Origin of the sequence: Accumulibacter sp., from assembly GCF_023806565.1 — a bacterium.
Taxonomy (GTDB): domain Bacteria; phylum Pseudomonadota; class Gammaproteobacteria; order Burkholderiales; family Rhodocyclaceae; genus Accumulibacter.
Map to the genome: position 1 here is coordinate 14,876 of NZ_JAMTDV010000125.1, position 16,731 is coordinate 31,606.

At 64.8% G+C, this 16,731-nt stretch carries 18 protein-coding genes and 2 tRNA genes; 4 read left to right on the forward strand and 16 right to left on the reverse strand.

Annotated elements, in window-relative coordinates:
• On the forward strand, nucleotides 1–977 hold a 977-nt coding region (locus NFV80_RS14595), incomplete at its 5' end, for a cation diffusion facilitator family transporter (protein ID WP_295329227.1).
• On the forward strand, nucleotides 974–1,426 hold the full coding sequence (gene dtd / locus NFV80_RS14600) for a D-aminoacyl-tRNA deacylase (protein WP_295329229.1): 453 nt from the start codon (nucleotides 974–976) through the stop codon (nucleotides 1,424–1,426). The genes NFV80_RS14595 and dtd, both read left to right, overlap by 4 nt.
• Nucleotides 1,427–1,626: 200 nt before the next feature.
• Here dtd and NFV80_RS14605 read toward each other — a convergent pair.
• The 7 genes from NFV80_RS14605 to NFV80_RS14635 all read right to left on the reverse strand — a co-directional run bounded on the left by NFV80_RS14605 (nucleotide 1,627) and on the right by NFV80_RS14635 (nucleotide 8,207).
• Nucleotides 1,627–1,702 (reverse strand) — tRNA-Glu (locus tag NFV80_RS14605).
• A 23-nt stretch (nucleotides 1,703–1,725) separates the two neighbouring features.
• Nucleotides 1,726–1,801, reverse strand: a tRNA-Ala gene (locus NFV80_RS14610).
• 97 nt (nucleotides 1,802–1,898) lie between these two features.
• Entirely contained in the window at nucleotides 1,899–3,317 is a 1,419-nt protein-coding gene (gene gltX / locus NFV80_RS14615; protein ID WP_295324346.1) for a glutamate--tRNA ligase, read from the reverse strand.
• 94 nt (nucleotides 3,318–3,411) lie between these two features.
• Complete coding sequence (locus NFV80_RS14620) at nucleotides 3,412–4,560, reverse strand: HupE/UreJ family protein (protein ID WP_295324349.1); 1,149 nt, start codon at nucleotides 4,558–4,560, stop codon at nucleotides 3,412–3,414.
• Nucleotides 4,557–5,738 (reverse strand): hypothetical protein, encoded by a 1,182-nt coding sequence (locus NFV80_RS14625; RefSeq protein WP_295324352.1) that lies wholly within the window; start codon nucleotides 5,736–5,738, stop codon nucleotides 4,557–4,559. The genes NFV80_RS14620 and NFV80_RS14625 overlap by 4 nt, the downstream gene beginning before the upstream one ends.
• Before the next feature lie 73 nt (nucleotides 5,739–5,811).
• A complete protein-coding gene (locus NFV80_RS14630) occupies nucleotides 5,812–7,437 on the reverse strand; it encodes a DUF4331 domain-containing protein (RefSeq protein WP_295324354.1) in 1,626 nt (541 codons plus the stop codon).
• Nucleotides 7,438–7,439: 2 nt separating this feature from the next.
• The gene (locus NFV80_RS14635; protein WP_295324357.1) at nucleotides 7,440–8,207 is read right to left on the reverse strand and encodes a hypothetical protein; all 768 of its coding nucleotides are present in this window, start codon (nucleotides 8,205–8,207) and stop codon (nucleotides 7,440–7,442) included.
• Between the two features lie 357 nt (nucleotides 8,208–8,564).
• Here NFV80_RS14635 and NFV80_RS14640 point away from each other — a divergent pair, with 357 nt between their 5' ends.
• Nucleotides 8,565–9,104, forward strand: coding sequence for a hypothetical protein (locus NFV80_RS14640; RefSeq protein WP_296759144.1), 540 nt, complete (start codon nucleotides 8,565–8,567; stop codon nucleotides 9,102–9,104).
• Nucleotides 9,105–9,194: 90 nt separating this feature from the next.
• Here the strand turns inward: NFV80_RS14640 and NFV80_RS14645 are convergent, their stop codons facing one another.
• Nucleotides 9,195–9,983: a type II secretion system protein gene (locus NFV80_RS14645; RefSeq protein ID WP_295324362.1), complete on the reverse strand. Its 789-nt coding sequence runs from the start codon at nucleotides 9,981–9,983 to the stop codon at nucleotides 9,195–9,197.
• Between the two features lie 508 nt (nucleotides 9,984–10,491).
• Here NFV80_RS14645 and NFV80_RS14650 point away from each other — a divergent pair.
• Nucleotides 10,492–10,974: a phosphate-starvation-inducible PsiE family protein gene (locus tag NFV80_RS14650; protein ID WP_295324365.1), complete on the forward strand. Its 483-nt coding sequence runs from the start codon at nucleotides 10,492–10,494 to the stop codon at nucleotides 10,972–10,974.
• A 149-nt stretch (nucleotides 10,975–11,123) separates the two neighbouring features.
• Here the strand turns inward: NFV80_RS14650 and NFV80_RS14655 are convergent, their stop codons facing one another.
• From NFV80_RS14655 to NFV80_RS14690, 8 genes are all read right to left on the reverse strand, one after another.
• Nucleotides 11,124–11,846: an SDR family oxidoreductase gene (locus tag NFV80_RS14655; protein ID WP_295324368.1), complete on the reverse strand. Its 723-nt coding sequence runs from the start codon at nucleotides 11,844–11,846 to the stop codon at nucleotides 11,124–11,126.
• A gap of 10 nt (nucleotides 11,847–11,856) precedes the next feature.
• Nucleotides 11,857–12,288, reverse strand: coding sequence for a thioesterase family protein (locus NFV80_RS14660; RefSeq protein ID WP_295324459.1), 432 nt, complete (start codon nucleotides 12,286–12,288; stop codon nucleotides 11,857–11,859).
• Between the two features lie 22 nt (nucleotides 12,289–12,310).
• Nucleotides 12,311–12,910, reverse strand: coding sequence for a TetR/AcrR family transcriptional regulator (locus NFV80_RS14665; RefSeq protein ID WP_295324370.1), 600 nt, complete (start codon nucleotides 12,908–12,910; stop codon nucleotides 12,311–12,313).
• A gap of 119 nt (nucleotides 12,911–13,029) precedes the next feature.
• On the reverse strand, nucleotides 13,030–13,401 hold the full coding sequence (locus NFV80_RS14670) for a cytochrome c (RefSeq protein WP_295324373.1): 372 nt from the start codon (nucleotides 13,399–13,401) through the stop codon (nucleotides 13,030–13,032).
• Nucleotides 13,402–13,622: 221 nt separating this feature from the next.
• Complete coding sequence (gene hybE, locus NFV80_RS14675; protein ID WP_295324376.1) at nucleotides 13,623–14,186, reverse strand: [NiFe]-hydrogenase assembly chaperone HybE; 564 nt, start codon at nucleotides 14,184–14,186, stop codon at nucleotides 13,623–13,625.
• On the reverse strand, nucleotides 14,183–14,509 hold the full coding sequence (locus tag NFV80_RS14680; RefSeq protein WP_366143437.1) for a HypC/HybG/HupF family hydrogenase formation chaperone: 327 nt from the start codon (nucleotides 14,507–14,509) through the stop codon (nucleotides 14,183–14,185). Before NFV80_RS14680 ends, hybE begins: the two co-directional genes overlap by 4 nt.
• Entirely contained in the window at nucleotides 14,478–14,963 is a 486-nt protein-coding gene (locus NFV80_RS14685; protein WP_295324381.1) for a HyaD/HybD family hydrogenase maturation endopeptidase, read from the reverse strand. The genes NFV80_RS14680 and NFV80_RS14685 overlap by 32 nt, the downstream gene beginning before the upstream one ends.
• A 55-nt stretch (nucleotides 14,964–15,018) precedes the next feature.
• On the reverse strand, nucleotides 15,019–16,722 hold the full coding sequence (locus tag NFV80_RS14690; RefSeq protein ID WP_295324383.1) for a nickel-dependent hydrogenase large subunit: 1,704 nt from the start codon (nucleotides 16,720–16,722) through the stop codon (nucleotides 15,019–15,021).
• Nucleotides 16,723–16,731: the final 9 nt, after the last annotated feature.

The following is a 16,731-nucleotide window of genomic DNA, read 5'->3' on the forward strand; positions in this document are numbered from 1 at the left end:
ACGAGCACGACGAGCACGACGAGCACGACGAGCACGACGAGCACGACGAGCACGATCACCACGATCACGCCGGGCACGCACACCATCACCATGCGGACGCCGGTCCGCGCCTGCTTTGGTCCCTGTTGCTGACTCTCGGCTTCGCCGGCGTCGAGGCGGCGGCCGGTTTCTGGTCCGGTTCGCTGGCACTGCTCGGCGACGCCGGGCACATGGTTACCGACAGCGCTTCGCTCGGACTGGCCGCGTTCGCCGCCTGGCTGTCGCAACGGCCGCCGACGCAGCGTCACACCTACGGCTATGGGCGCGTCGAGACGCTGGCGGCGCTGTTCAACGTGCTGTTCATGGTCGTCGTCGTCGTTGGCATCTCGGTCGCCGCGGTCGGCCGAATCCTGGAACCGGCGGCAGTGAACGGCGAGGCGGTCACGCTGGTCGCGGCGCTCGGCCTGCTGCTCAACATCGCCGTTGCCTGGCTGCTGATGGGCGGCGAGCAGACGCTGAATACCCGAGGCGCCCTGCTCCATGTCCTTGGCGATCTGCTCGGGTCGGTGGCTGCGCTGGTTTCCGGCGCGGTGGTGATGTGGACCGGCTGGACCACCGTCGACCCGCTGCTCTCGATGCTGATCTGCGCGCTGATGCTCGCATCGAGCCTGCGCCTGCTGCGCGAAGTCCTGCAGGCACTGATGGAGGGAGTTCCGCGCAGCCTGTCGACCGAACAGATCGGACGCGTGCTGGCCGGCGTTGCCGGCGTTGCCTCGGTGCACGACCTGCACATCTGGACGCTCTCGTCGAAACGCGTGGCGCTTTCGGCGCATCTGATCGTCGAATCCCTCGAACAGTGGCCGGGCGTGCTCGCCGCCAGCCGGCACACCCTCGCCGATCTCGGCATCACGCACGTGACGCTGCAGCCGGAGCCGCTGACGCAGCCGGTGCGCTGGTTGTCGCCAGCCGACAGGATCGGGCAGCAATCGCCGCGATGAGGGTGGTCGTGCAGCGCGTTGCCGCAGCGCGGGTCGAAGTCGGCGGCGAAGTGGTCGGTGCGATCGGAGCGGGTCTGCTGGTGCTCGCCGGTTTCGAAGCGAGCGACACCGACAGCGACCTCGCCTGGATGTCCGCCAAGCTGGTGAGGCTGCGCATCTTCGCCGATGCCGCCGGCGCGATGAACGACAGCATCCTCGAGGTCGGCGGCGAGATCCTCGCGGTCAGCCAGTTCACGCTCTTCGCGTCGACACGGAAGGGCAATCGGCCGTCGTGGAGCCGTGCGGCACGACCCGAAATCGCGCAACCACTTTTCCAGCGCTTCGTCGATCATCTCGAACGCGCACTTGGCCGACCCGTGCCAACGGGAGTCTTCGGCGCCGACATGCAACTGCACCTGGTGAACGACGGCCCGGTGACGATCAGCATCGATTCGCGCCAGCCGGAATGAATTACCGGAAAGTGGCGCCCGTGCCGGAAGGTGGCGCCCGGTCTTCGCAGAATCCTAGCGGCACCCGCCGCACACGCGGCCACAGGGGGCGCGACATCGGGAGAAATTGATCGGCCCGCGAATCGAAGGGAGTCGCTGCGATCCGCTTTTCCGCCCGGACGGCGTCAGTCGCCAGGTTTCCCGGCGAAGCGGCGGAAATCTGGCGTCCCCACGGGGATTCGAACCCCGGTACCTACCGTGAAAGGGTAGTGTCCTGGGCCTCTAGACGATGGGGACCCGGAAAATCTCTTTCGAAATGCTGGTGGAGGTACGCGGGATCGAACCGCGGACCTCTTGCATGCCATGCAAGCGCTCTCCCAGCTGAGCTATACCCCCGCCCGAAAGAAGCGGCGATTATAGGGAGTGAGCCCGCAACTGTAAAGCGCCGTGCGCCACCGAGCGGTGATCCGCGCCGGGGGTGCGACGAGGACAGCTACGAAGTGCCGGCCGCAGAGAGAGCGGCGTCGCGGCCCGCGGCGAGACGCCGGAGCACCGTCGCGCGCGGTAGCAGGGCGACCACGGCGTCGACCGACGGCGTCTGCTCCAGGCCCGTCAGCAGCACGCGTAGCGGCATCGCCAGCCGGGGCATCTTCAGGCCATGGCGGGTGACGCAATCCTTGATCAGCCCACCGATCGCGGCGGCTTCCCAGGCGACTTCCGGCAAGCGGTCGATGAACTCGCCGAGCACCGGCAGTGCTTCCGCCGTCAGATGCTTCGCCAGCAGTTCGGCCTTCGGATGCAGGTCGATATAGAACACTTCCGCCATGTCGGCGAGTTCGTTGAGGTTGCCTGCCCGCTCCTTGTAAAGATCGACGATCGCAGTAAGCGACGGTATGGTGCCGACGTTCACGCCACGCGCCTGCAGCCGCGGGCGCACCAGCTCGGCCAGCCGTGCTGTCCCGGCGCGCTTCAGGTAATGGGCATTGAGCCAGTTCAGCTTGTCGGTATTGAACTGTGCAGCCGACGCCGTGATGTGATCGAGGTCGAACCACTCGCAGAACTGCTGCAGCGAAAAGATTTCGTCGTCGCCGTGCGACCAGCCGAGGCGCGCGAGATAGTTGAGCACCGCTTCCGGCAGGTAGCCCTGTTCGTCGTACTGCATGACGCTGACCGCTCCGTGCCGCTTCGAGAGCTTCTGCCCGTCGTCGCCGAGGATCATCGACAGGTGCGCATAGAGCGGCACCTCGGCGCCGAGCGCCTGCAGGATGTTGATCTGGCGTGGCGTGTTGTTGACGTGGTCGTCACCGCGAATGACATGGGTGATGCCCATGTCCCAATCATCGACGACGACGCAGAAATTGTAGGTCGGCGCGCCGTCGGCGCGCGCAATCACCAGGTCGTCGAGCTCCGCATTGGCGATTTCGATCCGTCCCTTGACGAGATCGTCCCAGGCCACGACGCCGGCAGTCGGATTGCGGAAACGGACTACCGGCGCTCGTCCGGCCGGCGGCGGCGGCAAGGTCTTGCCCGGCTCCGGCCGCCAGCGGCCGTCGTAGCGCGGCTTGGCGCCGGCGGCACGCTGCTCCTCGCGCAAGTGGTCGAGTTCCTCGGGTGTCATGTAGCAATGGTATGCGCTGCCGGCGGCAAGCATCTGCTCGATCACCGCCCGGTAACGATCCATCCGCTGCGTCTGGTAGAACGGGCCCTCGTCGTGCTCCAGACCCAGCCACTGCATGCCGCCGAGAATCGCCTGCACCGCTTCCGGGGTTGAGCGAACGAGGTCGGTGTCCTCGATGCGGAGCAGGAATCTGCCGGCGTGGCGACGCGCGTACGCCCACGAGAAAAGGGCGGTACGCGCACCGCCGATATGCAGGAAGCCGGTGGGCGATGGAGCAAAGCGGGTGCGGATCATGGCGTCGGTCGCAGTCGGGAAAAGCGCCTATTCTAGTGGAAGCAACCGCCGGCAGCCGAACCCGGTCGGCGGCGATGATCCGCTTCACCCCGTTTCAGAGGGTCAGTTTCAGATCGAAGGCGCGCTCGACGAGCCAGACGCTGGCCAGCGCGATCACCAGCAGCGACCCGCCGGCCAGCGCTCCCTGCCGGTAGATCCACTGTCGGCGCAGCAGCCAGGCGAGCGGCAGGAATGCGGCGACGACGGCGAGCTGACCGACTTCGACGCCGACGTTGAAGGCGACGAGCGCAAGCAGCAGGGCATCGTGCGGCAGACCGAGGTCGGCGAGCACGCTGGCAAAGCCGAAGCCGTGGATCAGCCCGAAGGCGAAGGCAAACAGCCAGCGGCTGCCGCCGGCGACGACGAACAGGTTGTTCAGTGCAGCGAGAATCACGGACGCGGCGATCGCCGATTCGACCCATCGTGACGGTAACTGGACGACGTCGAGCGCCGCCAGCGACAGGGTGATCGAATGCGCCAGCGTGAAGGCGGTGACCACCTTGACCACGTCCCGGAACGCGTCGCCAAAGCGCTCGGCGCCCACCCAGGCGCGGTCGACACGGATCAGCACCGCAGGCAGGAGCAGCGACAGCAGGAAGAGCAGGTGGTCGAAGCCCAGCCAGATGTGCCAGACACCGTGCGCCGTGTAGTCGAGAAACTGTCGCATGCCGCCCGTCTCGGACGCGATGAATTGTTGCACCGGCAAGGTGTTGCTGAAAATCGCGGTGCGCGTCTGCCCGCCGCTCTCGAGGCGGAGCAGCCCCCGATGTTGCGGATCGAGATCGAAGAACAGCCGGTAGTTCACCCGCAGGACATCGCTGGTGCTGCCGCAGGCAGCCGCAAGGCGGAGCACGGCGTACGCGCCGTCACTGTGGTCATCGACCAGATGTTCGACGACGCGCAACGGGCAATCCCTGCCGCCGGCAGACACTGCGAGCCGGGCCAGCGCATAGGCGGCGATGTCGGCGTGGTGCGCACGCAACTCGCCCCAGGTGATGACACCATCCTGGTTATCATCTAGCCCGAGCGCGTAGTCCAGGTCGCGCAGGGCGATGTCCCACTGACCATCGAGTCCGGCTTCGCTCCACTGCAGCGTGAGATAGCTGTCGCTGGGCTTGTGCGCGCTCGCCGCCGGCGCGGCCAGCACGAGGCAGAGCAGCAGGAGTCCGTGTGTCAGGCGGCGGAGAAGTGCGAAATTGCTCATGGCAGCTCCTTGGGCAGCAGGCGCCCGATCACGACATCTTCGCTGCGCGACCGGGACAGCCATCGGCGCACGTCGGCGAGGCTTGCCGCGTCACCGGCGGCCAGCGACGCCTGCAGCAACAGGCGCAGGTCCGGCACTTCCTTCTGCACCGACCAGTTCTCCCGCGCCAGAGCCAATGCCTGCGGGTGATCGCCGAGCAAATCGAGCGTGAAGCGCGCTTCCTCGCGCAGATGGGCGCGGTCACCGCGCAGACGGCTGGCGGCGAAACGTGCACGCAGTTGCTCGATCTCGCCGCCAGCCAGCGGGGAATCGAGCGCCCGCAGCGCGAGCGCGTGACGCAGCAGCAGCGCATCGGTACGCTGCTGCGCTTCGAGCAGTCGCACCACTTCTGCCGGTCGCTGCTGGTCGAGCAGCCAGTCCGCGTAGGCCGTCAGCAGATAATGGTCTTCGCGATCGATCGCCAGCGCCGCGCGGAAATGCGCTTCGGCGGCATCGTTCATGCCGGCGCGCGCAGCCATCTCGGCGAGCATCGACAACACCCAGGCCTTGACCTCGGGTCTCGCGTCGGGCTGCCGGGCTAGCAAGGCAGCCAATGCCGCGTAACTCTCGCGCAACTGGCCGTTGCTGCCGGCGAGGCCGTAGGCGCAAGCCGCCCACACCACCTCCGAAGCGAGACGCCGCAACACCGCACATTCACTCGCCGCCGCCGTGTAGTCGCCCTGCACCTGCAGGATCGTCGCCCGCGACAGACGTGCCTGCCCGTCGCGTGGATTGCGCCGGATCAGTTCGTCGAGATCGGCCAGCGCGGCGGCGAAATCGTGGCTGCGCTGGCGCAGGGTCGCCCGCACCAGGAGAACTTCGGAAGGTGGCTCGGGCTGCTCCCACCAGTTCGCCAGCGCCGCCTGCGCGTAGCCGGTGAAGCGCGGATCGCCGCGCACGCGGCCAAGCTCGGTATAGCGACGCGCGAGCTGTACGGCGAGATCGAGCCGTCCGGGCTGGCTGGCGAGTTCCTGGCGCAGGATGCGCACTTCACGGGCGACGGGATCGCTCGGTGCGAGCGGCAGACGTTCGAGAATCTGATCGTCGGACTTCGGCAGGTAGGGCAAGGCCGACGCTCCGGTCGGCAGCAGCGACAGCGTAGCGGCCATTACCAGCCAGGGCAGGCACAAGTAATTCACGGGACATCCTCGCAGGCGAGAGAGAGAGGGCGAGCGGATGCCGGCTGGGGAATCCGCTCGTTGCCGTTGCCGATCAGTTGGTCGGGCAGGTCACCGACACGAAGGGAGAAGTCGGCGCCACGCAGCCAAGGTGTCCGGGGCCCTGATGGCGGCTGTCGCGGCCGCTGTTGGCGAAGGCGACGTACGGGAAGGTTTCCTGGTAGGGCACATCGTTGGTGTTCACGCCGTCGCCCAGGCGATTGTTCGGGAAGACGTTGAACTGCGGCCGGAGCACCCCGGCAACGACGCGCATGGCGATGTCGGTGACGTCGTCGGAGACGCGGCGGCCGTTCGGAAAGCCCGCCGGATCACCCGCGAGAACGCCCAGCCGTTTGCGACTGGCCTGCGCCGTCGGCGGCACACCGGTGTTCAGGCGAAGCAGATCGGCAACCGGTCCGGCCTGCGCCGGCGTGCAGCCGGGGCAGATCGGCGGCGCATAGGTGACCAGCGGCAGCAGGTCGTTGCGCGGTGGCGGCGGGATGGTGACGGCGCCGCCATAGGCCGCATTGATCACCCGCGCCAGCAGCGGGTCGAGCAGGTAGCCGGCAAACTGGCTGTCGTTCTTCGGCTCGGACATGCTGAACTTGTCCTTGTCGCCGGTCCCGATCAGCAACTCGTTGATCAGCGGATTGCCCATGCGCTGGATCTGCACGAAATTGGTCGACAGCGACGGCTTGCCGCCCGGAGCCGTCGGCTGTACCTTGATGCGTGGCCGCGAGGTGCTGGCATAGGTGCCGATCACCGCTTTCGCGTCGGTCGCCGGGTGCCGTGCACCGTCGCTGGTCAGCATGGTGATCGGCAGTTCGATGGCGATACTGTTGACGTTGTACCCGGCAACCGCGTCGGACGCGAAGTTGGCGTTATCGACCGCATCCTGCGCGTCGGTCAAGACCGCCGGCACGCCACTGCCGAAGGCGCCGGTGCGAAAGTTCAGCGTGTCGAAAGCGGCGCCGAGGTCGATGTAGAAGGGATCGTCGACGGTACCGGCGAATACCTTGATGCCGCTGCCAAGATCGTAGATGCCCTGGCGGGCGAGTCCCGGGTAATCCGGCATGGTGCGCGGGCCAACGTTGGCGGGAACCGCGTAGAGCTTCTGACTGCCGCTGCTGAACACCGTCTGCCAACTGCCACCGCTCTTTTTCTGGATGGTCACGGTGTAGCTCTGGCGCAGGCTGAGACCGGCGGAACCGGGCCCGTCGAGAGTGGCGATCGCCGGCGGCAGCAGCGCCGTCCCGGGCGCTACCGGCGCCGGCGAATTCGCTGGCGTAGCCACCCCGGACCCCACGCCGACGAAACCGGTAAACACGCCGGGCGCGCGGATCTCGGTCTGGAAGCGGAATACCACCTTGACATCCTCATCGCCGTCAAAGTTGTTATCCACCTTCATTTCGTACAGGACCTCGGGATCGAAGGGGTGATAGTTCGGCCCGTTTGCAGGCTCGAGCAGCGGGTCAACGTTGAGGATCATCGTCACCTTGCCGGGATCGTCATAACTGACGAAGGCGAACCAGTCGGTGATGTCGGCCTTGTGGTCGAATGCGGTCAAGGGTGCCTCGCGGTGATTGGCGGCAAACGCGCCGGATCCGGGCAAGACGAGGCATGAAGCCGCCAGCACCAGGGCGGCAAGGGAACTTTGGAGCGATGCGGCAGAGAGTTTCATGTTCATTCTCCGGTATTGGCTTGAGTCGACTGGGGGAAGCGAGAGGCTGCAACGGGCAGCGTCTTGCTGGATACGCGCGGGGCTCCACGGCGGATGCGCTGCCCGCCGAGCAGAGCCAGCGCGAACGGGAAGAGAGCACCGACACCCGGTTCGGGAATGGCCAGTGGCAGCGACGGATTGCTTGCCGATGCGAGCCGAATGATCGGCGCTCCCGGCGCGTAGTCCACGATCAGCAAGGCATCCTGAACCGGCACCGGGTCACTGGCAAAGTCGAGATCGCTATCGACCAGAGTGAAGTTGCTCGCCGGGTCGAGCAGCGACAGCGCCAGCCGGTCGGGAGCTCCGAATCCCGAGAAGTTGCCGGTGAAGCTCAGGTCGAGGGTCAGGCGGTCGCCCAGCGTCAGGTACTGCAGGAACTGACCGAAACCGCCGGCGTCATCGACCGTGAACGGCGGCCCTCCGCTGCAGCCGACGACACAGACGCTGTTGCCGAGAGGAACGTCGGCGACGATCGACGAAATGGTGATGGAATTGTTCGGCAGACCATCGCCGTCGATCAGCGAAAAATCGAGCACCGCGGGCGTGCCAGCGAGCGACGTCGTATCGAGATTGATGACGACGGCCGATGCCTCCTGCGGCGCGCCGCCGAGACAGAGGACGCCAAACAGCGTGGCGATGGCGGAAACGAGCCGGCAGCGCGCGCGTCGCAGGACCGCGGCGTGACGCTGGTCGACGGCGTTCTGCCTGCACTGGGTTTTCAAACGAATCATGGTGATACCTCCTCACAGGATGAACACTTCCCGGTTCGCCGCACAGTTCGTGCGTCACTGCCCCGGGTTCCCTTGCAGGCACAAGGAAGCGAAGTCAGCTCCCTTGCCGGCTATTACGCAGAAGCGCTGCCATTGGATGCAGGAACGTCTGTACGCCTATGAGAGTGCGAGGCGGACCGGATGCGGGGCCTCGTACTGATGCGGAAAGTCGGTCGGAACGCTCGTACAAGTCCTGGCCTGACAGCAGGCAGGCTTGTTTTTGCGAGCAAATCTTGCATAATGAATCGACCCGGCGTTTTCCCATTCTTGTGCGGCAGAGAAACGGGCGTCTCACCGCTTTCTTGGAAGGAGTCGAGAGTGAAACCAATAATCCGAACAACGATGACGACTGTCTTGCTCGCGTGCGCGGGCAGTGGCTTTGCGGCGGCTGGTGGTGTCAAGGGCCCGGTGTGCATCCCGGTGGATGGAACGGTGACGTCCATCCCGGATCTCTCCAGTTGCGGGGGAAATGGGTGTTCCCGCTTCTTTATCGAGGGGAAAGGCAAGGCGAAGTTCAAGGGAGTTTCCGACGTCACCTCCGTCCAAGTCTCCGACGTCAGTCAGACCGAGCTCACTACACCGCTGGCCTTTGTGGGTACACGCACCAACGTCAGCGTGTTGACCGCGAACAGCACTCTGACCGGCAAGCTGGTCACTGGTCGCAGCGGCACGCTGTACACGGAGGACACTATCACGGTCACTCCCATCGACGGACAACGGCAGCTAGTGGCGGAGATGCTCAAGATCACTGCTGGCACGGACGATTTTGACGGCGCGTCGGGAGTCATCGCCGTCGCCGGAGAAGAGATCGGAGGCGCCGCGTTCTACACCGGACAGATTTGCGTCACCGCGAAGTAGAACCGCCTGCCCCGGCGCATCGATGGCTTTCCGGCTGTCGTCGCTGGGAAGGCTAGCGGATTCCGACGCGGCTACGCGGGCAGTTGAAGCTCACGGCAACGACTGCCCCGCACCAGCGACCGGCGCCGGATTTTGCGCGGGAAACAGCGAGGAATCCGGTAGCATCGAAGGGAGCGGCGCCTGCGCCGGTGTGCTGCCGCGTGCTCCCGGTACCGCCCCCGCCGCTACCGGTACCGCCCCTCCCATTACCGGTACTGTTCCCGCGGCGGCCGGAATGACAGTGGCCACCGACGGCACGACGGCGAAGACCCATTCCGAATAGCGCGACTTCTCTTCGAACATACGATTCTCGGTTTCAAACTCGGCGATCTTGATCGGTGGCGCGTTCGAGAGGCTGTGGATCCCCATGATCCCGCCACCAGGCGCCAGATCCAGACCCCATTCGTTCTTGCCGGTGATCGGGTCCGGGTAAAGCTGCCGCAGATGTCGGCGAACGCCGGGATAGCGAGGGTCCTTGAGCAGATCGCCGAGCGCGGCGGGATAGCGGCGGTCGCCGGCCGGGCTGCTGTTCAGGTAACTGGCAATCGCCCGGCGGTACGCGTCACCGACCTCGAGCAGTCGCTGTTCTGCTTCCCGTCGCTGCGCGATGCTGCCGAGCGTCAGCGTCGCGCTGGTTGCCAGGGCGAGTACCGCGACCAGAATCATCAGCCCGAGGTAAGTGAAGCCCGTCTGCCTTGCGCCAGCACGAAACCCGAGCTCGTCCCAACGGCCAGCGGCATCGCCAAAGCCTGGACCGTGCCGGACGAGGGCAAGCGGATACGTGTCACCCCTTGGCCGCGCCGCCAACCCCATGTCGTCTCGTTCGCGTCCTGCGTCCATGTTTCCCTCCCTGGCGATTCCGGGCACCAGATTATCCGACTTTCCGCAACACCGGGTGGCCCGCGACGAAAACCGGTACAATTCACCTCCCGTCGTAGGGGACCGGCACCGCTCGAAAATCGTTCACCGTGGTCCGCGTCGAAGCGATCATTGGGACCTCCGCACTGCGTAAGACGATGACCCATGATCGGGCTAAAGAAATGGCCCGTCATCGCGGCCTGGCTGCCGCCGACGGCACGCGAAACCATTTCGCCGACCCCCGCCTGGCAACGGGGCAACAACGAAAATGCCAACGGCCTGATTCGAGAGGATCTGCCCCAAAGGCTCCAACCTATCCGTGGGCAGCCCGGCAAGGCCGGGCGACCACGGCACCAGCCTGTAGCCAAATCAGGAAACTTGTTCCGTCTGCGAGGCGTGCCGTCCGGAGCAGCACGAGCAGCGAAGGCGGGGCCACCATCCCCGGAGCCAAGGAGCACACGAGAGACATGTCCAGAGATTGGAACAGACGATGAATGAGCCGCACCCCGACCGGGATTCCCACTTCGACCACGATGCCGAATACCACTTTGTCCGCCGCTTGCACGCCATCATTCGCTATGCCGCGCGAGTTCTGGCAGTGCTCATGGTGCTGGTGATCTGGTGGGGTGTCGCCGACGTGATTTACGTCCTCTACACGCGGGCCAGGAGCCACCCGTTCCTGCTTCTCGACATCAGCGACATTCTCGCCACTTTCGGCGCCTTCATGGCAGTACTCATCGCCATCGAGGTCTTCGTGAATATCGTCAGCTATCTTCGTGACGAGGGCCTGCAACTCGACATCGTACTGGCGACCGCCTACATGGCCGTGCTGCGGAAGATCATCATTCTCGACTACAAGGAAATCAGTGCAGACTACGTGTACGCGACTGCCGCCCTCGCCGTCGCCCTCGCCGTTGGCTATTGGCTGACCCGTGCCGCGCATCGGCACACTCCCGTACCACCCATCCGTTGACGCAAAACGCAAGAAAGCGGGGAACAGCGGTCCGGATCAAATATTCGACGATAACTGCTGGCATCCTGCCGGCCGAGCGCAACGATGCCGGCGGGGAGCACCAGCACACCGGCAATCGACGGTGAGCGCCAATGCTTGCAGTCAGAGCATCACGGCCAGCCGCCTGTGAAGTCGATCACTTGTCCGGTAACGAATTGCGATTTTCCGGAAGCCATGAATCCGATCAATTCACCGATTTCCTCTGGCCTGCCCAACCTGCCCATGGGCACTTTGCCGGCGATTTCCGCCCTGCCCGCCGGATCGTCGATGAACCGAGCACGCGGATAGTAGGCTTCACTGTACAGGTAGTTGGGCGCCACGACATTGACCTGAATGCCGTCCGGTGCTGCCTCCCGGGCCAGCGATTGGGCAAATGCGGTCGTCGCCGCCCGGATCGTCGTCGCCACGGAGAAACCCGCCTCGGGCTGACGATAGCGAGCCGAGGTCACGAATACAAAGCGCCCCAGCTTCGCCGCTTTCATGCCGGGCAACAGTCGCTGCGTGAGTTCGATCGGAAAGAGAAGCAGGACGTCGACCGACTGTCGAAACATTTCGAGCGGGATCTGCTCGATCGGCACTGGCGTGTTGGGGTGTACGTCGTTGTGAATCACCGTTTCGATGGCGACTCCGAGCGCGCTCAGTTCGGCCACGAGCCCTTGCGGCGTCTGGGCGCGCAGGGCCACCGCGCCGGCATGGCTTGCTTCGTACTCCTCGGCTGCGCTCGTTTCGGCAAACGAGATGTCGTGGCAATAGACCGTGCCACGGTCACGCAGCAAGACAGGGATGCAACCCGGACCGGTGTATTGGCAGACATGCGTCATCAACAGGCTCACGGAAGTTTCCTCAGGCGGCACGAGGCATGAGCCGGACAAGTGTCTGCCTTGCCGAATCAGTCAATGGGTGAGAGCGACGACTTCCTTCGTCCATCTGCACGATGACGGTCCGGGCGGTCGCCACGCAGCAATCACCCTGGAACAGCCCCTGTTCGAGGGTCAGCGAGCTCTTTCCCACGGCGGATACGCGAGTGCCGATATCGATTTGCCCGGGCCAGGTGATTTCGCCGTGGAAGTCCAGATGCAGGCTGGCGATGACGAAGGCGCAACCCGCCGCCGACAACGAGGAATCAGGCGCATAGAGCAGCTCCACCCGGCCCGTCTCCAGCATTGTCGAGAAGACGGCATTGTTGATGTGCCCCTGCCGATCGGTATCGGCATAGCGAAGCTTTTCGTAGGTCTGCAGCGGATAGTTGGCAAGAAATGTTTCGATGGATGGCATGGCTTCGCTGGTCAATCTCCATTCAGTCTTGTTTGGTAACGGAGGCGATCCGACCCGCCGCATCACCGCAGGCGCGAAGGATTCGTGCTGAAAGCTCCTTGTCGGCAACTGCTCTGGACAAGGAGATGCCGCCCACGCACAGGGCCATCAGGGCAATCGCATCGTCCAGCCGGAGGTCGGTGGGCACCTGCTCCTCCTGCGCGCCGTTGCAGATGCCGTGCAAGGACTTGAGCAATTCCTCATCGAATGCTCGCCGGATAAGCTCGTCGCCGCGTCCGGCTTCCGTCGCCAGAGCAGCCAGGGCGCAGCCCTCCGCGGGACGATCACGATGGATCTGCGTCAGGTAGCGATGCGCCAGTCGTCGCAGACGTTGCTTCCACGTTTCGTCCTTTCGCTCGCCAACCCAACGCTCCCTGTTTTCGAGCAGGGCGTGTCGCAAAGCGGCGGCAGACAACTCGGACTTGTTCGCGAAATGCGCGTAGAAGGCACCATGCGTCAGCCCGGCATCCTTCATTACGTCCGAAATGCCGGCGCCGGCAAGGCCCTCGACGCGCAGACGCGTCCCTGCGGCCTGCAGTATTCGGTTCCGGGATTCAGCCTTCAGTTCAGCGCGAGTGGCCATGAGTTCACATGTTACCTATCATGCGGCGATTATTTCGCATGATCGTCATCATGTCAACTGCCGCACTGCTCGCGCCTTGCCGCCCTTTGCCTTCGCTCGCGGTGGCGGCCACTCGTCGACTACTCCAGCTTCTCCAGATGCCCCAGCGCGATCGCGCCGTCCGCGCGGCCCTTGAGGTAGGCGTAAAGGTTGTCGATGTTCTGGTCGACCTGCTTGATTCCCGCGAAGCGCGGCATCCCTCTGTCCTGTCGTCCATTCAGGACGGTAATCCTGAACTGCTCCTTGCTCAGGCGCTGCAGCCGGTCGACCAGAGGAATGGCCCCGTCCTGTTCCTCGCCATGGCATCGGGCACAGCCCATCGCGCGCCAAGTGCGCCAGCCCTCCAGCGTCCCGGCATCGACCCTGCGGCCGTCCTTGACGACATAGGGTGCATCCTTGTCGCCGGCGCCGGGCGTATGCATCGTGCCGGACAGCAGCAGGACGGCAAGCAAGTGCCTCTTCATTGCACGGCGGAGGTCAGGTGCGCAAGCAGGCCGGCCGCACTCAGACGCTGACGGGCGATACCGGCTGGAGTCGGCGCCAGCCGCTGTTGGCGCAACGGCTTGCGGGTATCGACGCGCCGGCTGACCTTCGCTCTGCAAAGGCTATCGAAGACCGATCGCCAGCGTCTGCTGCACGGAAACGGCGAGCCCCCTCGCGGTGGTGGCGCCGCTCAGTGACGCGTGCTCGGAAAGCGACCAAACAGGAAATCACGCCTGCTGCGATCTCTTGATTCGTCACGCGACTCCTTCGTGGCCGGGGCATCGATCTTCTCGGCCGTATCCGGGTCGACGAGCAAGGCCAGCGCCGCCTTGGCGATGCTCCGCGCCTCGTCCTGCGACGCGAAGCCCGCCATGGGAGAGAAGAGCGAGAAATAGTGATACTCGCCCACGCCCTCCTCCGTGCTGCCGAAAACCTCGTACGTCCCTGATGGCAACGACTGCCAGCGCTTGGCGCCGAGCAACATGTGCGTCCAGTGGGCGCCGCGCGCCGGCAGCAGCATGACGTTCATCGACCACGGCGTGACGAGAACGCCCAGCCAGCCATCGTCGGTGCGTCGAAAGCCGACTGCCTCCACCCGCAGCGCGTGGTTGCAGAGCGGCACATCCTGCATGCGATGCAGGTGGATGTTGCCAAACGCGCGCTCGAGAGTCGGGCCAGGGTCATCCTGAAACCCGAAATCGTCTGCCCGGACCGACGGCCCCTGGTGACGGAGAAAACGACCGGCCGTGGTCATGCGCCACGTCCCGTAGTGGCGCCGCCAAGCCTTTGCTCGCTGGCCGCCTCCGCTTCGATTGTTGTCAGGAACTGCTCCATGACGGACAGTACGTCGAGCGCGCGGTCACGGTCGATACGCTCGATGGCATGGCGTCCGGAACGAACCAGCACATAATCGCCCACCGCGATTGGCTCGCCCATGAGTGCGACGCTCACTTCGCGCTCGATGCCGAAACACTCGACGGTGACAGTCATGCCACACAACCGGGTCACCCGGGACGGAATCGCGACGCACACCCTGCCCGCTCCGTCAGGCTGCCGCGCGCAGCACCGGACGCACACCCTGCGCCTCGAGCTCGCGCACGACGCGCGCGACGATGGTCGGCACGATGGCCGCGACTCGCGGCGAGAGTTGCATCGCAAGATCGAGCGATCCCGGCTGCACGCCGATCAACAGGAGATTGGCCGGGCTCTCGTCCGTGAGCTTGAGTGCTGCCAGGACGTCGCACAGGCCAAGCTGGTGCGGCGACAGCTTGGCCGTGAAGAAGGCCGGGACGTCGTCGTCGCGCAGCTCGAGCAGAGTCGCCGGTGGCAGGTCCGCCTGCACCGCATCGACGACGATCACGTGGTCTGCTCGGGCGAGATCGTCCAGCATCTCCATACCCGAACAGCCACCGTCGATCACCGCGACTTCCGGCGGCAGGCGGTAGCGGCGTGCAAGTTCGTCCACCACCATTACCCCCACGCCTTCATCCGACAGGAGGATGTTCCCGATCCCGAGCACGACGATGCGCATCGACGCCGCGTCTCCCCTTGCGTGTGCTTGAATCGCCAACGAACCGCCAGTTGCCCTAGCGAACACTGACGCGCATGATCTCGCGGCGTCGCGGATCGACCATGTGGATCGCGCAGGCGAGGCACGGATCGAACGAGTGCACGGTGCGCAGCACTTCCAGGGGGCGCTCCGGATCCGCGATGGGCGTGCCCACCAGCGACGCCTCGTACGGTCCGGGCGCGTCCTTTTCGTTGCGCGGGGCCGCATTCCACGTCGTCGGCACCACGGCCTGATAGTTCTTGATCTTGCCATCGGCTATCACGACCCAGTGCGACAGGAGGCCGCGCGGCGCTTCGTGGATGCCGAATCCCTGCTGCTCGCCTTTCGGGAACACCGGCTTGTGGAAGGTCTTGAGATCGCCCCGGGCAAGGTTTTCCATCAGCATCGTCCACTGCGCGTCGAGGACATCCACATTGACCGCGCACATCACGGCCCGCGCCGCGTGGCGACCGATGGTCGAGTGCAGTGCGCTGGCGGGCACTTCGATCTTGCCGACCGTGGACACGATCTCGACGACGCGTTTCAGGTGCTTCGTGATCGGCTCGTGCTTGGCCGCCACGGCACACATCACCCGCGCCAAGGGACCGACTTGCGCCGGCTCGCCGGCGAAGGTGGGCGACTTCACCCACGAGTACTTGCCGTTCTCCTGCCAATCGGTGTAATCGGGAACCGTCTCGCCCTGGTAAGGATGCAAGGCGCCGCTGCCGCCCTTGTACCAGGAGTGCTTCACCGACTCTGCAACGTTGTCGCGCAGCAGCGCATCGCCGAACTGCGTGATCGGCTGGAAGCTGTCGAGGTTGCCAGCCTTGATGTAGCCACCTGGCGTCACGAACTGCGTCCCTCTGGGGTCCAGCGGAAAGTCCGGGGCGGCAAGATAGTTGGTAACTCCCGCACCGTATTTGGTCCAGTCTGGATAGAACGCGCCGATGGCACCGACATCGACCAGGTAGACGTTCTGAACGAAATCCCGGAGTTCGTCGATGTCGCTCTTGACGGCCAGTAGGCGCTCGATCGACAGTACGGATTGGCTGTCTACCGCAATCGGATTGGAAACGCCGCCCACCGCGACATTCTGGATGTGAGGTGTTTTCGAACCCAGAATGGCGACAATCTTGTTCGCCTTGCGCTGAACCTCCAGTGCCTGCAGGTAATGCGCGACGGCCAGCAGGTTCACCTCGGGTGGCAGCTTCATCGCCGGGTGGCCCCAGTAGCCGTTGGTGAAAATCCCCAACTGCCCGGTATTGACGAACCCCGCGAGCTTCTCCTTCACCTTGCGCATCTCGTACTTGCCGTTTCCCCGCCAGGTGGACAGACTCTCGGCCAGCGCCGCCGTCATGTCGGGGTCGGCCTGGAGCGCCGAAACGACGTCCACCCAGTCGAGCGCCGAAAGATGGTAGAAGTGCACGATCTCGTCATGGACTGCATGCGCGGCAATGACCATGTTCCGGATGTACTGCGCGTTGACCGGTATCTCCATGTTGAGCGCGTTTTCGACCGCGCGTACCGACGCGATCGCATGTACGGTCGTGCACACACCGCAGAATCGCTGCGTGATCGCCCACGCGTCGCGCGGGTCGTGACCGAGGAGGATGACTTCGATTCCGCGCCACATCTGGCCCGAAGCCCAGGCTTTCCTGACGCTGCCGCCGCCCACCTCGCAGTCGATGCGAAGATGCCCCTCGATACGAGTGATCGGATCGATAGTGATACGTTTCGACATTTCCTTGGT

Excerpts from the sequence above, each read along its gene's own strand:
- dtd (WP_295329229.1), top strand. The coding sequence starts at position 974 with ATGAGGGTGGTCGTGCAGCGCGTTGCCGCAGCGCGGGTCGAAGTCGGC.
- gltX (WP_295324346.1), bottom strand. The coding sequence starts at position 3,317 with ATGATCCGCACCCGCTTTGCTCCATCGCCCACCGGCTTCCTGCATATC.
- NFV80_RS14620 (WP_295324349.1), bottom strand. The coding sequence starts at position 4,560 with ATGAGCAATTTCGCACTTCTCCGCCGCCTGACACACGGACTCCTGCTG.
- NFV80_RS14630 (WP_295324354.1), bottom strand. The coding sequence starts at position 7,437 with ATGAAACTCTCTGCCGCATCGCTCCAAAGTTCCCTTGCCGCCCTGGTG.
- NFV80_RS14635 (WP_295324357.1), bottom strand. The coding sequence starts at position 8,207 with ATGATTCGTTTGAAAACCCAGTGCAGGCAGAACGCCGTCGACCAGCGT.
- NFV80_RS14645 (WP_295324362.1), bottom strand. The coding sequence starts at position 9,983 with ATGGACGCAGGACGCGAACGAGACGACATGGGGTTGGCGGCGCGGCCA.
- NFV80_RS14650 (WP_295324365.1), top strand. The coding sequence starts at position 10,492 with ATGAATGAGCCGCACCCCGACCGGGATTCCCACTTCGACCACGATGCC.
- NFV80_RS14660 (WP_295324459.1), bottom strand. The coding sequence starts at position 12,288 with ATGCCATCCATCGAAACATTTCTTGCCAACTATCCGCTGCAGACCTAC.
- NFV80_RS14665 (WP_295324370.1), bottom strand. The coding sequence starts at position 12,910 with ATGGCCACTCGCGCTGAACTGAAGGCTGAATCCCGGAACCGAATACTG.
- hybE (WP_295324376.1), bottom strand. The coding sequence starts at position 14,186 with ATGACCACGGCCGGTCGTTTTCTCCGTCACCAGGGGCCGTCGGTCCGG.
- NFV80_RS14685 (WP_295324381.1), bottom strand. The coding sequence starts at position 14,963 with ATGCGCATCGTCGTGCTCGGGATCGGGAACATCCTCCTGTCGGATGAA.
- NFV80_RS14690 (WP_295324383.1), bottom strand. The coding sequence starts at position 16,722 with ATGTCGAAACGTATCACTATCGATCCGATCACTCGTATCGAGGGGCAT.